The organism is Streptomyces sp. NPDC086147 (assembly GCF_040702165.1).
In the GTDB taxonomy this organism is placed as follows: Bacteria; Actinomycetota; Actinomycetes; order Streptomycetales; family Streptomycetaceae; genus Streptomyces.
Genome location: NZ_JBFBJO010000012.1, coordinates 1 through 13,784, shown reverse-complemented (window position 1 = coordinate 13,784; position 13,784 = coordinate 1). Strand labels below are relative to the sequence as shown.

General features: G+C 75.3%; 12 protein-coding genes, 1 rRNA gene and 1 pseudogene. 3 read left to right on the top strand and 11 right to left on the bottom strand.

Annotated elements, in window-relative coordinates:
- Window positions 1–20 precede the first annotated feature (20 nt).
- Window positions 21–1,649, top strand: coding sequence for a PucR family transcriptional regulator (locus AB0398_RS23950; protein ID WP_366377659.1), 1,629 nt, complete (start codon window positions 21–23; stop codon window positions 1,647–1,649).
- 63 nt (window positions 1,650–1,712) lie between these two features.
- Here AB0398_RS23950 and AB0398_RS23945 read toward each other — a convergent pair whose 3' ends face one another.
- From AB0398_RS23945 to AB0398_RS23920, 6 genes are all read right to left on the bottom strand, one after another.
- Window positions 1,713–2,792, bottom strand: coding sequence for a glycosyltransferase family 4 protein (locus tag AB0398_RS23945; RefSeq protein ID WP_366377658.1), 1,080 nt, complete (start codon window positions 2,790–2,792; stop codon window positions 1,713–1,715).
- Between the two features lie 109 nt (window positions 2,793–2,901).
- Complete coding sequence (locus AB0398_RS23940; protein WP_366377657.1) at window positions 2,902–3,621, bottom strand: hypothetical protein; 720 nt, start codon at window positions 3,619–3,621, stop codon at window positions 2,902–2,904.
- Complete coding sequence (gene recN / locus AB0398_RS23935; protein WP_366377656.1) at window positions 3,618–5,366, bottom strand: DNA repair protein RecN; 1,749 nt, start codon at window positions 5,364–5,366, stop codon at window positions 3,618–3,620. The genes AB0398_RS23940 and recN overlap by 4 nt, the downstream gene beginning before the upstream one ends.
- A 92-nt stretch (window positions 5,367–5,458) precedes the next feature.
- Window positions 5,459–6,382 carry an NAD kinase gene (locus AB0398_RS23930; protein ID WP_366377655.1) on the bottom strand — a complete coding sequence of 308 codons (924 nt, stop codon included), beginning with the start codon at window positions 6,380–6,382 and terminating at the stop codon, window positions 5,459–5,461.
- Window positions 6,379–7,194 (bottom strand): TlyA family RNA methyltransferase, encoded by an 816-nt coding sequence (locus AB0398_RS23925; protein WP_366377654.1) that lies wholly within the window; start codon window positions 7,192–7,194, stop codon window positions 6,379–6,381. The genes AB0398_RS23930 and AB0398_RS23925 overlap by 4 nt, the downstream gene beginning before the upstream one ends.
- A gap of 7 nt (window positions 7,195–7,201) precedes the next feature.
- Complete coding sequence (locus AB0398_RS23920; RefSeq protein WP_366377653.1) at window positions 7,202–7,585, bottom strand: hypothetical protein; 384 nt, start codon at window positions 7,583–7,585, stop codon at window positions 7,202–7,204.
- A gap of 42 nt (window positions 7,586–7,627) precedes the next feature.
- Between AB0398_RS23920 and AB0398_RS23915 the strand changes: the two genes are divergently transcribed.
- The gene (locus AB0398_RS23915) at window positions 7,628–7,975 is read left to right on the top strand and encodes an SCP2 sterol-binding domain-containing protein (protein WP_366377652.1); all 348 of its coding nucleotides are present in this window, start codon (window positions 7,628–7,630) and stop codon (window positions 7,973–7,975) included.
- 19 nt (window positions 7,976–7,994) lie between these two features.
- Here the strand turns inward: AB0398_RS23915 and AB0398_RS23910 are convergent, their stop codons facing one another.
- A complete protein-coding gene (locus AB0398_RS23910; RefSeq protein ID WP_366377651.1) occupies window positions 7,995–8,837 on the bottom strand; it encodes an ABC transporter ATP-binding protein in 843 nt (280 codons plus the stop codon).
- A gap of 152 nt (window positions 8,838–8,989) precedes the next feature.
- Complete coding sequence (locus AB0398_RS23905; protein ID WP_366377650.1) at window positions 8,990–10,063, bottom strand: HAD hydrolase-like protein; 1,074 nt, start codon at window positions 10,061–10,063, stop codon at window positions 8,990–8,992.
- Window positions 10,064–10,143: 80 nt separating this feature from the next.
- Between AB0398_RS23905 and AB0398_RS23900 the strand changes: the two genes are divergently transcribed.
- The gene (locus AB0398_RS23900) at window positions 10,144–11,475 is read left to right on the top strand and encodes a DUF1015 domain-containing protein (protein WP_366377649.1); all 1,332 of its coding nucleotides are present in this window, start codon (window positions 10,144–10,146) and stop codon (window positions 11,473–11,475) included.
- Window positions 11,476–11,560: 85 nt separating this feature from the next.
- On the opposite strand, the gene AB0398_RS23895 is transcribed toward AB0398_RS23900, so the two are convergent.
- From AB0398_RS23895 to rrf, 3 genes and pseudogenes are all read right to left on the bottom strand, one after another.
- Window positions 11,561–12,337: a hypothetical protein gene (locus tag AB0398_RS23895; RefSeq protein WP_366377799.1), complete on the bottom strand. Its 777-nt coding sequence runs from the start codon at window positions 12,335–12,337 to the stop codon at window positions 11,561–11,563.
- A 567-nt stretch (window positions 12,338–12,904) separates the two neighbouring features.
- Window positions 12,905–13,492: pseudogene (locus tag AB0398_RS23890) on the bottom strand (RNA helicase); the annotation flags it as partial.
- Window positions 13,493–13,693: 201 nt separating this feature from the next.
- Window positions 13,694–13,784 (bottom strand): 5S ribosomal RNA (gene rrf / locus AB0398_RS23885); the annotation flags it as partial.

Sequence of the window (13,784 nt, the reverse complement as noted above, 5' to 3'; positions counted from 1 at the left end):
CGCGGGTAGCGTCCGGGCCCATGGACAACCAGGGCGGTATCACCGTGCAGCGGGCCCTCGAACTCCCCGGCCTGCGCGGCGGGCTCCCGGAGGTCGTCGCCGGCGCGGACCGGCTGCACCGGACGGTGCGCTGGGTGCACGCGGGCGAGGTGCCGAACATCGCGTCGCTGCTCAAGGGCGGCGAACTGCTCCTCACCACGGGCCTCGGGCTCGGGACCCGGCCGGCCGAGCAGCGGACCTTCGTGCGGCGGCTCGCCGACCGGGGCATCGCGGCGCTCGTGGTGGAGCTGGGGCCGCGCTTCGCCCGCCTCCCGGCGACGATCGTGGAGGCCGCGCGGACGGCGGGCCTGCCGCTGGTGCAGCTGCACCGCGAGGTGCCGTTCGTGACGGTGACGGAGGAGATCCACACCGAGATCGTCAACGGCCACTACGCCCTCCAGCGGCGGGCCGAGGAGGTCCACCGGCAGTGCACGGAGGCCCTGCTCGGCGGCGGCGGGGTCCCGCAGGTGCTGCGGATCCTCTCCGACTTCGCCGCCAACCCGGTCTTCCTGGAGACCCCCGACGGACAGCTCCTGTACGCGGCGGGCACCGAGTCCGCGCCCGCCGACCCGCTCCAGGTGTGGGACGGGCTGCGCGGCGGCCGGGCGGCCCGCGAGTCGGGCCCGCCCACCGGCACGGTCCTGGTCGACGTCCCCGGCGGCGGCCCCGGCACGGGCTCGGTGCGGGCCCGTCTGGTGCTCCTGTCGGTCTCCGGCGCCCTCTCCCCCGTCCACCGGATGGCGGCCGAGCGGGCGGCCGGGCTCCTCGCGGTCGTCCTCATGCAGGCGCGGCAGGAGGAGGAGCTGGCCGCGCGCGGCCGGGGCGACTTCCTGACGGACCTGGCGGAGGGCAGGATCACGGCCGAGGACGCCCCGGCGCAGGCCCGGGTGCTCGGCTTCAAGCCGGGCGACGGCCCGCTCCTGCCGGTGGTGATGCGGCTCGCCCCGGAGCTGTCCCCCTCGGGGAACTGGGCGCTGCTCGCCCGGGCGGTCCTGGAGGAGCTGTCCTCGGTCGGCGTCCCCGTGCTGCTCGGCGTCCGCCCGGTCGAGGGCCGGGTGCCGCTCCTGCTCGGCCTGCGTTCGGAGACCGAGCGCACGGCGGTCGCGGACCGGGTCGCGGCGGCCCTGCGCGCGGGCGTGGAGCGGGCCGGCCTGGAGCGCGCGGGCACGCACCCGCCGGTGATCGTGGTGGGCGTGGCGGGCGGCTGGGCGGCGGCCTCGGCGGGCCTGCGGCACGCGGCGGAGACGGCGACGGCGGCGCAGGGCCTGTCGGACCTGCCCTGGTACGACGCGCGGCGCCTCGACATCGACCTGCTGCTGTGGCGGCTGCACTTCCACGGGGACACGGTGCTCGGGGCCTTCGTGGACCGCGCGATCGGCCCCCTCCAGGAGCACGACCGGACCTCCCGGCCGCCGCTGCTGCCCACCCTGGAGACGTATCTGGCCCACGCGGGCCGCAAGGCGGAGACGGCCCGCGAGCTGCACCTCAACCGGCAGACCCTCTACAACCGGCTCGCCCGCATCTCGGAGCTCCTGGGCACGGACCTGGACGACCCCCAGACGGTCCTGGCCCTCTCCCTGGCCCTCAGGGCCCGCCGCCACACCTCGTAACGCCCGGGACGGGGTCCGTCGGCGCCCGGCCCGTCCGCCGTCCACGCCCGGCACCGGGATCCGTCAGCGCCCCGCCAACTCGTCGTACACGCTGAGCACGTGCGCCACCGTGTCGTCCTCGGTCGGCCACGTGCCCGCCTGGACCCGGCCCGCCGCCGCCAGGTCCATCCGCCGGTCGGCGTCCTCCAGGAGGCCCCGCACCGCCGCCGCGAGGGCCGCGGAGTCCCCGTACGGCACCAGTTCGGCGGCATCGCCGACGAGTTCCGGCACCCCGCCGACCGCCGTCGCGACGAGCGGCACGCCGAGCCGCAGCGCCGCCTGGGCGAGCGGGGAGCGGGCCTCCCAGCGGGACGGGAGGACGGCGACGTCCGCCGCCGCGAGCAGCTCGGCGACGTCCTCGCGGCTCCCGATCAGCCGGACCGGCAGGTCCTCGTCGGTGATCCGCCGCTGGAGGAAGGCCCGTTCGCGCCCCTCGCCGGCGATCACGAGGAGCGGCTGCGGGTCGAGGTTCCGCCACCGCCGGGCCGCGTCGAGCAGGGTCCGGTACCCCCGGCCGCGTTCGAGCGCCCCGACGGCCATGAGCAGCGGGCGGTCGACGGCGCCGAGTTCGGCACGCGCCTTGCCGTCGTGGAGGCAGACCGGCCCGTGCGCGGCGGGCACGGTGACGGGGGCGAGCCGGGCGTCGCGGGCGCCGCGCCGCCGGGCCCGGTCGACCAGTTCGGAGGAGGTGGCGAGGACGACGCTCGCGGCCCGTGCGGTCCGCCGTTCGAGGAGCCGGAGCACCCCGCCCCGCGCGCCCTCCGCGTGGCTGCGGGTGTGCCAGGTCGTCACCAGCGGGACCGGCGCCCCGCCGGACAGCGCGAGCGCGGCCCGCACGGAGGCCTGGAGGCCGTGCGCGTGGACGACGTCCGCGCCGACGCAGGTGTTGCGCAGGGCGGTGACGGCGGCGTGGTCGCCGAGGCGCGGCAGGGGCACGAAGCGCGCGCCGGCGCCGAGGTAGTCGTGGGCGCGGTCGAGTTCGGGAGGGGCGCACACGGTCACCCGCACGCCCCTCGCCACGAGCCCCGCGGCGAGTGATCGGACGTGAGCGCTGCCGCCCGCGCTGCCGCCGCCCAGCACTTGGACCGTACGGAGCTGTGTCACGCGCCCAAGGATGCCAGTCCGGGCCCCGGACCGTACGCACGTTCCGGCACCGAAATGGAGTCGTTCCCTTGCGCGGAGGGCGCCCGACGCCCCCGCCCACCTCATGGGTTCACCCACACGGGTGAGCGCGTGAGGAGGCCGCGCGCTCCCCCCAGACGGCGGCCGCGACGAGTCCGACCGCGTGCGCGGCGAGCCCGAGCCGCCCGTTCCCGGCCGCGATCGCCCCGCCGACGGCGGCCCCGAGCGCGTGCGCGCCCGTGTCGCCGAGCATGGTCCGCTCGCCGAGGTCGTCCGCGAGGACCGCGGCGACGGCTCCCATCGGGGCGGCGGCGGGCGCGCCGCGGAGCAGCCCGGGGGCGGCGAGCGCGAGCACCGCCAGACCGGCCCGCCCCGGCCGCACGTCCACGAGGTTCACCAGATGGGCGCTGCCCGCGACGACGACCCCGGCGAGGACCTTGTCCACGGGCCGCTCCTTCAGCAGCGCCCCGGCCACGAGCGAGGCGGCCCCGATCCCGAGGAGCTTGACGGCCCCGCTGGTCACCTCGCCGTCCCGCAGCGCCGCCGAGTGCGCCCGGAAACCGCGCCGGTGATCCCCCTTCACGTCGTCGTACGCCCCGCACGCCCCGGCCGCGAGCACGGCGAGGGCGACGGGCCCGCCGCCGCTCCCGGCCGCCGTCCCGAGGACGACGGCGGGCCCGGCCCACAGGCCGACGTCCCGCCCCGCGTGGTTCGTCCGCGTCCACCGCGCGTCGCGCGGGAGCCTCCGCAGCCCCTCGTACACCCCCCGCGTCACCGCACCGGCCAGGCCGAACGCGGCGAGGCGCCTCACCCGTCCGCCCGCGCCGTCGCGAGGAGTTCCTCCGCGTGGGCCCGGGCCGTCTCGGAGTCCTCCTGGCCGGCGAGCATCCGGGACAGCTCGCGGACCCGCTCCTCGCCCTCCAGGACGGTGACGCCGGAGCGGGTCACCGAGCCGTCGTTGGTCTTCTCGACGAGGAGCTGGCGGTCGGCGAAGGCCGCGACCTGCGGGAGGTGGGTGACGACGACGACCTGCGCGGTCCTGGCGAGCTTGGCGAGGCGGCGGCCGATCTCGACGGCCGCCTTGCCGCCGACGCCCGCGTCGACCTCGTCGAAGAGGTACGTGGGCACCGGGTCGACCCCGGCGAAGACGACCTCGACGGCCAGCATCACCCGGGACAGCTCGCCGCCGGACGCGCCCTTGGCGATCGGCCGCGGCGGGGCGCCGGGGTGCGGGGCGAGCAGCAGCTCGACCTCGTCGGCCCCGGACGGTCCGTACGCGACCCGCCGGCCGCCGACCTCGACCCCCTCGGGGTCCTCGGTCTGCGCGAGGGAGAAGGACACGCGCGCGTGCGGCATGGCGAGCGAGGCCAGTTCGGCGGTGACGGCTGCCGCGAACCGGTCCGCCGCCTCCGTCCGCGCGTCGGTGAGCCGCTGCGCGAGCGCCGACAGCTCGTCGCGCAGCCGGTCCCGCTCGGCGGTCAGCTCCTCGACGCGGTCGTCGTCGTTGTCCAGCTCGCCGAGCCGGGCCGCGCTCTCCTCGGCCCAGGCCAGGACCGCGCCGACGCCCTCCCCGTCCCCGTACTTGCGGACGAGCTGGGTGAGGGCCGCGCGCCGCTCCTCGACGGCGGCGAGCCGCAGCGGGTCGGCGTCCAGGTCGTCGGCGTACCCGGCCAGCTCGGTGGCCACGTCGGCGAGCAGGATGGAGATCTCCCCCATCCGGTCCGCGAGCGCGGCGAGCGCCGGGTCGTGCGACCGCACGGCCTCCAGGGCCCGGCTCGCGCCCGCGACGAGCGTGGTCGCGTCGACGGACTCGGGGTCCTCGGGCGAGCCCGCGAGCGCGGAGTGCGCGAGCGCGGCGGCGGAGGCGAGGGCCTCGGCGTGCCCGAGCCGCTCGGCCTCGGCGGCCAGTTCGGCGTCCTCGCCGGGCAGCGGGGCGACGGCCTCGACCTCGTCGAGGCCGAAGCGCAGCAGGTCGGCCTCCTGGGCGCGTTCCCTGGCCCGGGTGGTGATCTCGTCCAGCTCGGCGGCGACGGCCCGCAGCCGCCGGTACGCCTCGCCGTAGGCGGCGAGCGGCACCGAGACGGCCTCGCCCGCGTACCGGTCGAGCGCGCCGCGCTGCCGGGCGGGCTTGAGCAGGCCCTGCTGGTCGGTCTGGCCGTGGACGGCGACGAGTTCGTCGGCGAGCTCGGCGAGCAGCCCGACGGGCACGGAGCGCCCGCCGAGGTGGGCCCGCGAGCGCCCCTCGGCCGAGACGGTACGGCTGACGAGCAGCACCCCCTCGTCCAGCTCGGCCCCGGCCTCCTCGGCGCGCACGGCGGCGGGCGCGCCCGGGGGCACGCTGATCCGCCCCTCGACCACGGCCGAGGCCGCGCCGATCCGTACGAGCGCCGCGTCGGCCCGGCCGCCGAGCAGCAGCCCCAGACTGGTCACGACCATGGTCTTGCCCGCACCGGTCTCACCGGTCACCGCGGTGAAGCCGGGCGACAACTCGACCACAGCGTCGTCGATGACCCCGAGCGACCGTATCCGCATCTCCTCCAGCACGCCCCAGACCATACGAGGTTTCCCTGGTCCGATGCGACATCGCCCCGGCCGTAACCCTCCGGCGCGCCGATCGTTCCGGCCCGCGGCGGCGGGCGGCGGGCCGGTCAGCGCGGGGCGCCCCGCCAGCCCGACACCGGGAGGGCGAACTTGGCGACGAGCCGGTCCGTGAAGGAGGCGTGGTGCAGCCGGGCGAGCCGGACCGGGACGGCGCCCCGCCGGACCTCGACCCGCGCGCCCGCCGGGAGCTCCACCGTCCGCCGCCCGTCGCACCACAGCACCCCGTGCGGGGTGTGCGGCTCGACCTCGACCGCGAGCACCGACTCGGGGGTGGTCACCAGCGGCTTGGCGAAGAGCGCGTGGGCCCCGATCGGGACCATGAGCAGCGCCTCGACCTCGGGCCAGATGACCGGCCCGCCCGCCGAGAAGGCGTACGCGGTGGAGCCCGTGGGTGTCGCGCAGATCACCCCGTCGCAGCCGAAGCCGGTCACCGGGCGCCCGTCGATCGCGAGCACGACCTCCAGCATCCGCTCCGGGGACACCTTCTGCACGGCCGCCTCGTTGAGCGCCCAGTCCTGGTGCAGGACGTCGCCGTTCTGGTGCACGGTGACGTCAAGGGTCATCCGCTCCTCGACCTCGTACGCCCGGGTGACGACCCGCTCCACGACCTTGTCGAGGTCGTCGCGCTCGGCCTCCGCGAGGAAGCCGACCCGCCCCAGGTTGACGCCGAGCATCGGCACCCCGGAGGCCCGGGAGAACTCGGCGCCGCGCAGCAGGGTGCCGTCACCGCCGAGGACGACGAGGAGTTCGCAGTCGTCGATCGCCTCCGAGCAGGCCTCCGGGACCTTCTCCACGGAGGACGGCAGCGGCAGGTCCGCCGCCTCGGCCTCCAGGACGCGGACGCCGAGGCCGGCGCGCAGCAGCCCCAGGACGACCAGTTCGGCGCTGCGCACTGCGGCCGGCCGGCCCGTGTGCGCGAGCAGGAAGACGGTGCGTGGTGCGGTCTCTGGTGGTGCTTCCGTTGAGCTCAACGAGGTCCCTCCGCCACGGCGCGGTCGACGTCCGCCGGATCCAGCGCGGGCGCCCCTGCCCGCAGCCACAGAAAGTACTCGACGTTGCCGGAGGGTCCGGGCAGGGGGCTGGCGGTGACGCCGAGGACGCCGAGCCCGAGTTCGCCGGCCCGCCGGGCCACGTTCTTCACGGCGTCGGCGCGGAGTTCGGCGGAACGGACGACTCCGCCCGAGCCGAGCCGCTCCTTGCCCACCTCGAACTGCGGTTTGACCATGAGGACCAGGTCGGCGCCGGGCGCCGTGCAGGCCGCCAGGGCGGGCAGGACGAGGCCGAGCGGGATGAAGGACAGGTCCCCGACGACAAGGTCGACGGGCACGCCGTCGATGGCGTCCAATGTCAACTCGCGTACGTTCGTGCGGTCCTTCACGGTGACCCGCTCGTCGCTCTGCAGCGACCAGGCGAGCTGCCCGTAGCCGACGTCGACGGCGACGACGTGGGCCGCGCCCGCGCGCAGCAGGACGTCCGTGAAGCCGCCGGTGGAGGCCCCGGCGTCCAGGGCGCGCCGCCCCTCGACCACGAGCCCCCGCGGGACGAAGGCCTCGAAGGCCCCGGCGAGCTTGTGGCCGCCGCGCGAGACGTAGTCGGGGTCGGAGCCGTCCTGGGCGACGACGATGGCCGCGGCGGTCTCGACCTGGGTGGCGGACTTGGTGGCGACGGTCTTGCCGACGGTCACCCGGCCCGCGGCGATCAGCTGCCCGGCGTGCTCCCGCGAGCGCGCGAGCTTGCGCCGGACCAGCTCGGCGTCGAGACGGCGGCGTGCCACTCCTGCCACGTTCTGTTCAGCTCCTGTTGTCGTACGGACGGGGGGCGGGGGCCGCGTCGAGCGAGGTCAGCTCGTCGCGCAGCCCACGGTGTACATCCTCGTACACCTCCAGGTGCCCGTCCGCCGGGAGGGCGTCGACCTCGGCGAGACGCGCGAGGCGGGCGTCGACGACGGAGTGGCCGGTGAGCTCCCGGGCGACGCCGAGGGGCGCGGGGGCGGCGGGCTCGCCGATCGCGTCACCGGGCTCCCCGGTCCTGCCGGTCTCACCGGTCCCGCTGATCTCCCCGGTCCTGCCGGTCTCCCCGGTCCCGCTGGTCTCCCCGGACCCTTCGTCGATCCGGCCGTCGACCTGGTCGTCCGCCGGCGGTTCCCCCACCGGTTCCGGCATCGCGTCGCTCATGCCACGACGCTACCGCGAACCCCTGGGGTACCGTCGACGTCGATGGCGACGATCACCGAGTGCCGCGGCGCACTGGACAGACTTTCCGACGGCCTCGCACGGGCGGACGGCGACGTGCGCGGCGCGGCCGCGCTCGACCGCACCCTGAGCTGCCACGTCACCGACCTGGACACCACCTTCACCGGCCGCCTCGCGGACGGCCGGATCCGGGTGGACTCCACCGTGCAGGGCCCGCCGCCGGCCAAGGCGCAGATCCGGCTCGCGATGACCGGGGACGACCTGGTGGCGATGGTGGACGGGCGGCTGAACTTCGCGAAGGCCTGGGCCTCGGGCCGGGTCAGACTGGAGGCCGGCTTCCGCGACCTGCTGCGGCTGCGCTCGCTCCTGTAGCGCCGCTTCCGCCCCGGCGTCACTTCGACAGCGCGGGCCCCGCCGTCGCGGCGGCGGTGGCGCGCACCTTCCGCCCGGCGGGCACGACCAGCGGCGTCCCCGTCTCCGGGTCCTCGATGACCTGGCAGCGGAGCCCGAAGACCCGCTCGACCAGCTCGGCGGTCACGACCTCGGACGGCGGCCCCTCGGCGACCACCTCGCCGCCGCGGACGGCGATGAGGTGGGTCGCGTACCGGGCCGCGTGGTTGAGGTCGTGCAGGACGGCGACGAGCGTGCGCCCCTGCGTCTCGTGCAGCTCGGCGCAGAGGTCGAGCACGTCGATCTGGTGCTGGATGTCGAGGTACGTCGTCGGCTCGTCGAGCAGGAGCAGCGGGGTCTGCTGGGCGAGCGCCATGGCGATCCAGACGCGCTGGCGCTGGCCGCCGGAGAGCTCGTCCACGTACCGGTCGGCCAGCTCGGCGACGCCGGTCGCCTCCATCGACTCCCGGGTGATCCGCTCGTCCTCGGGGGACCACTGGCGCAGCAGGCCCTGGTGCGGGTAGCGGCCGCGGGCGACGAGGTCGGAGACGGTGATGCCGTCGGGGGCCAGGGAGGTCTGGGGCAGCAGCCCGAGGGTCTTGGCGACCTTCTTGGCGGGCAGGGAGTGGATCGACTGCCCGTCGAGCAGGACGCGCCCCTCGGCGGGCTTCAGCATCCGGGAGAGGGCGCGCAGCAGGGTGGACTTGCCGCAGGCGTTCGGCCCGACGATGACGGTGAAGGAGTTGTCGGGTATCTCGACGGACAGATCACGGGCGATGACCCGCTGCTCGTACGCCAGAGTGACCGCTTCCGCGCTCAGGCGCTGCTTCTGCCGACCGTCCATACCCGTGACTCCTGTGTGTCCTCGTCCGTGACCGTGGCGGATGCTGACGACCACGACCCAAGCGGAGTTAGGTTAGCCTACCCAACTTCCGCGACCACCCGACGACCGCCCGCCCCAGCCACAGCCACAGCCACAGCCACAGGGCTACAGGGCTACAACCCCAACCGCGCGATCGCCTTCTCCGCGTCCAGGGCGCCCGCCCCGTCCCCCGCCGCCGACCACGCCGCCCCGCACAGGGCCCGTACCCCGTCCATGGGGTCCGCCTCCCCGGACGCCACCGGCTCGACCGCCAGCGCGCTCCCGCCCGCCGAGGCCCGCCACGCCCCGCACACGAACCCGCCGTCTCCGTCCGCGACCACCTCGGGCTGGCCCGTGAGCAGCCCCCGCAGATCGGCCGCCACGTACGTCGGCCGGTGCTCGGGCACGGCCGCGAGGAGCTGCGCCACGTCCGTCACCCCGGTCAGGACGAGCAGCGAGTCCACCCCGCCGTTGAACGCCCCCTCGATGTCCGTGTCGAGCCGGTCCCCGACGACGAGCGGCCGCTCCGCCCCGGTCCGCAGCACCGTCTCCCGGTGCATCGGCGGCAGCGGCTTCCCGGCCGCCTTCGGCTCGAAGCGCCCGCCGGTGGCGATCCGCACGACCTCCACGGCCGCCCCGTTCCCGGGCCCGATGCCGCGCGCGCCGGGGATCGTCAGATCCGTGTTGGAGGCGTACCACGGCACGCCCCGCCCTACCGCGTAGGCCGCCTCCGCGAACCGCTTCCACGGCAGCTCCGGCCCGCCGTAACCCTGCACGACCGCCACCGGGTCGTCGTCCGCCGAGTCCACCGGCACGAGCCCCCGCTCACGCAGCGCCACCGCGAGGCCCTCGCCGCCGATGAGCAGCACCCGGGACCCGGCCGGCACCTCGTCCGCGATCAGCCGGGCGACGGCCTGCGCAGAGGTGACCACGTCCCCGGCCTCCGCCGGCACCCCGAGGTCCGTGAGGTGCTCCGCGACCGCCTCCGGCGTCCGCAGCGCGTTGTTGGTGACGTACGCGAGGCGCATCCCGCCGTCCCGGGCCGCCCCCAGCGACTCGACGGCGTACGGAACAGCGAGCCCGCCCGCGTACACCACCCCGTCCAGATCGAGCAGCGCCGTGTCGTACGCCCCGCTCAGCGGCTCCGCGCTGCCCTCCGGCCTTGTCCTGCCGCCGCCCCGCCGTTCCCGACCGCCCTGCACCGTCACGCTCGCTCCTCGCCTCACCGGATGTGATCGCCCCGCTCCCCCGATCATCGCTCATGCCCCGGCCCACATACGATGTCGAGATGAACACCTCAGGTCACGCGGCCGAAGACGTCCGCGACGACGGCGCCGGACTGCGCCTGGCCCCGTTCCGGGGGCTCCGGTACGTCCCCGAGCGGGTCGGCAGCCTCGCCGCCGTGACGTCCCCTCCCTACGACGTCGTCGTACGACCTGACGGGCTGCTCCACCTGGAGTCGGCGGACCCGCACAACATCGTCCGGCTGATCCTCCCGCAGGCGATCACCGCCGGCACCCGCCACCGCAAGGCCGCCGTCACCCTCGACCGCTGGCTCGCGGACGGCGTCCTCGCCCCCGACCCGGTGCCCGCGCTCTACGTGTACGAGCAGCGGGGCGACGGGATCCTCCAGCGCGGGATCATCGGGGCCCTGGAGCTCTCCGCCCCCGAGGCCGGCGTCGTCCTCCCCCACGAGGACGTGATGCCGCACGTGGTCGAGGATCGCGCCGCCCTGATGCGGACGACCGCGGCCAACCTCGAACCCCTGCTCCTCACCTACGTCGGCGAGGGCGCCCCGGCCGGGGAGGACGACTCCGCCGGAGAGGGCCGCGGAGACGCGAACGCGGTGATCGAGCGGACGGCGGAACGCGAACCGCTCCTCTCCACCACCACCGAGGACGGCTTCTGCCACCGCCTGTGGGCGGTGACCGACCCGGCCGAACAGGCCGCCGTCGCCGCGGACCTCGGCCGCCACCAGGCCCTCATCGCCGACGGCCACCACCGCTGGGCGACGTACCTGCGCCTGCGCGAGGAGCACGCCGAGCCGGGCGCCTGGAACTACGGCCTGGTCCTCCTGGTCGACACCGCCCGCTATCCCCTGCGGGTCCGCGCCATCCACCGCCTGCTCAACCGCCTCCCGGTCGCCGACGCCCTCGCGGCCGTCGAGGGCTCCTTCCGGGTGCGCCGCGTCGACGGACCCCTCCCGGAGGCGCTGGCGGCCCTCGCGGCGGCCACGGCCGAGGGCAACGCCTTCCTCCTCGCGGGCGACGGCGCCTTCCACCTCCTGGACCGCCCGGACCCGGCCCTCCTCGACCGCACGATCCGCACGGACCGCCCCGAGGCCTGGCGGACCCTGGACGCGACCGTCCTGCACTCCGCCCTCCTGGAGCACGTCTGGCACGTCCCGGACGCTCCCGAGGACATCGCCTACATCCACGACACCGAGGCGGCGGTCGCCCAGGCGGAACGCCGCGGCGGTACGGCGGTCCTCATGCACCCGGTTCGCGAGGAGGTCGTCCGGGACCTGGCGCGCCAGGGCGTCACGATGCCCCGCAAGTCGACCTCCTTCGGCCCGAAGCCGGCGACCGGCCTGGTCCTGAGAAGCCTCGCGCTGGACTGAACGGCACCACCGGAGCGAGCACGAGAACGAAGAAGGGCGGCACCCGGAGGCGCCGCCCTTCTTCACTCACCGATACCGATCCGGATCAGCCCTTGTCGCCGTCCCGGTCGTCGTCCCGGCCGTCGTCCTCGACGACACCGTCCGTCTCCCCGGCGAAGTCCTCGTCCTCCGAGTCCTCCGAGTCGTCGAACGCGTCGACGAACTCGACACCGTCCAGCTCGGCGAGCCGGTCGGAGGCGTCCGTGGCGCCGTCCTTGTCGGCTTCGAGGGCCTTGCCGAACCACTCCCGGGCCTCCTGCTCACGGCCGGCGGCGAGGAGCGCGTCGGCGTACGCGTACCGCAGGCGCGCGGTCCACGGGTGAACGGCGCCGGAGGCGAGCTCGGGGCTCTGCAGCGTCACGATGGCCGCGTCGAGCTGCCCCAGGTCCCGGCGGGCGCCGGCGGCCACGAGCCGCATCTCGACCTGCCCGGCCTTGTCCAGCTTCTGCACCTCGGGCTCACCGGCCATCGCGAGCGCCCGCTCGGGCCGGCCGAGGCCGCGCTCGCAGTCGGCCATGACGGGCCACAGCTCGACACCGCCGCTCATCCGCCGCGCGGCCCGGAACTCGGCCAGCGCCTCGGAGTACTTCTGCGTGGCGTACGCGGCGAACCCGGCGGCCTCGCGGACGGCGGCGACACGGGACGCGAGCCGCAGGGCGACCCTGGAGTACCCGTACGCCTTCTCCGGGTCCTCGTCGATCAGCTGGGCGACCATGACGAGGTTGCGCGAGACGTCCTCGGCGAGCCCCTTGGGCAGGCTCATCAGCTCCTGGCGCACGTCCGGGTCGATCTCCTCGCCGGTGACCTCCGGCGGGATCGGCAGGCGCTTGATCGGCGCGCGGTCACCACGGTCCCGGTCACGGCCGCCCCGGTCGTCGCGACGCCCGTACCCGCCACGGCTGTCGCCGCCCCGGTCGTCCCGCCCACGGAACCCGCCACCACGGCTGTCGTCCCGGCGGAACCCACCGCCACCGCCCCGGTTGTCGTCCCGCCGGAACCCACCACGGCTGTCCCCACCGCGGTCGTCCCGCCGGAAACCACCACCGCGGTTGTCGTCACGGCGGTCGTCGCGTCGATCATCACGCTGGTACGAAGGCCGCTCATCGCGCCGGAACGAGGGACGCTCGCCACCCCGGTCGTCACGACGGAAACCACCGCCACGATTGTCGTCGCGCCGGTCGTCACGCTGGTACGAAGGCCGGTCGTCCCGACGGAACGAGGGACGCTCGCCACCGCGATCGTCGCGACGGAAACCACCACCGCGGTTGTCACCGCCACGGCTGTCGCCACCGCGGTCGTCACGACGGAACGGGGGACGCTCGCCACCCCGGTCGTCACGACGGAAACCGCCGCCACGGTTGTCACCACCGCGGTCATCGCGACGGAAACCACCGCCACGGTTGTCGTCGCGCCGGTCATCACGGCGGTCGTCACGCTGGTACGAAGGCCGCTCATCGCGCCGGAACGAGGGACGCTCGCCACCCCGGTCGTCACGACGGAAGCCACCGCCACGGTTGTCACCACCACGGTCATCGCGACGGAAACCACCGCCACGGTTGTCGTCCCGCCGGAAGCCACCACCGCGATTGTCGTCACGGCGATCGTCACGGCGGTCGTCGCGCCGATCATCACGGCGGTCGTCACGCTGGTACGAAGGCCGGTCGTCCCGACGGAACGAGGGACGCTCGCCACCGCGATCGTCGCGACGGAAACCACCACCGCGGTTGTCACCGCCACGGCTGTCGCCACCACGGTCGTCACGACGGAACGGGGGACGGTCGCCACCGCGATCGTCGCGACGGAAACCGCCACCGCGGTTGTCACCACCGCGATTGTCGCCACCACGGTCGTCACGACGGAACGGGGGACGGTCGCCACCCCGATCGTCGCGGCGGTCATCGCGGCGGAAGCCGCCCCCGCCCCGGTTGTCGCCGCCACGGTCGTCACGGCGCGGCCCACGGAAGCCGCCCCGGTCGCCACCACCACCGTCCCTGCGACGCGGCTCGCGCTCCGGACGGTCGTCGGGAGAGTTGGTGGGCATGGTCGTGACTCCTGTCTTCGGGTACTGCAGTCATTCTCGCGCAGCCGGCACTCCGCCGCGCAGTGGAGAAAAATCAAGGAAAAACAAAAGGACCCCTGGTCCCAGCATGAACGCTGGGACCAGGGGTCCTGAAGAATTGTTCGGCGGTGTCCTACTCTCCCACAGGGTCCCCCCTGCAGTACCATCGGCGCTGAAAGGCTTAGCTTCCGGGTTCGGAATGTAACCGGGC

Bases quoted from the DNA above. Each gene is read 5' to 3' on its own strand.
- AB0398_RS23950 (WP_366377659.1), top strand. From the start codon at position 21: ATGGACAACCAGGGCGGTATCACCGTGCAGCGGGCCCTCGAACTCCCC.
- recN (WP_366377656.1), bottom strand. From the start codon at position 5,366: ATGGTCTGGGGCGTGCTGGAGGAGATGCGGATACGGTCGCTCGGGGTC.
- AB0398_RS23920 (WP_366377653.1), bottom strand. From the start codon at position 7,585: ATGAGCGACGCGATGCCGGAACCGGTGGGGGAACCGCCGGCGGACGAC.
- AB0398_RS23915 (WP_366377652.1), top strand. From the start codon at position 7,628: ATGGCGACGATCACCGAGTGCCGCGGCGCACTGGACAGACTTTCCGAC.
- AB0398_RS23910 (WP_366377651.1), bottom strand. From the start codon at position 8,837: ATGGACGGTCGGCAGAAGCAGCGCCTGAGCGCGGAAGCGGTCACTCTG.
- AB0398_RS23900 (WP_366377649.1), top strand. From the start codon at position 10,144: ATGAACACCTCAGGTCACGCGGCCGAAGACGTCCGCGACGACGGCGCC.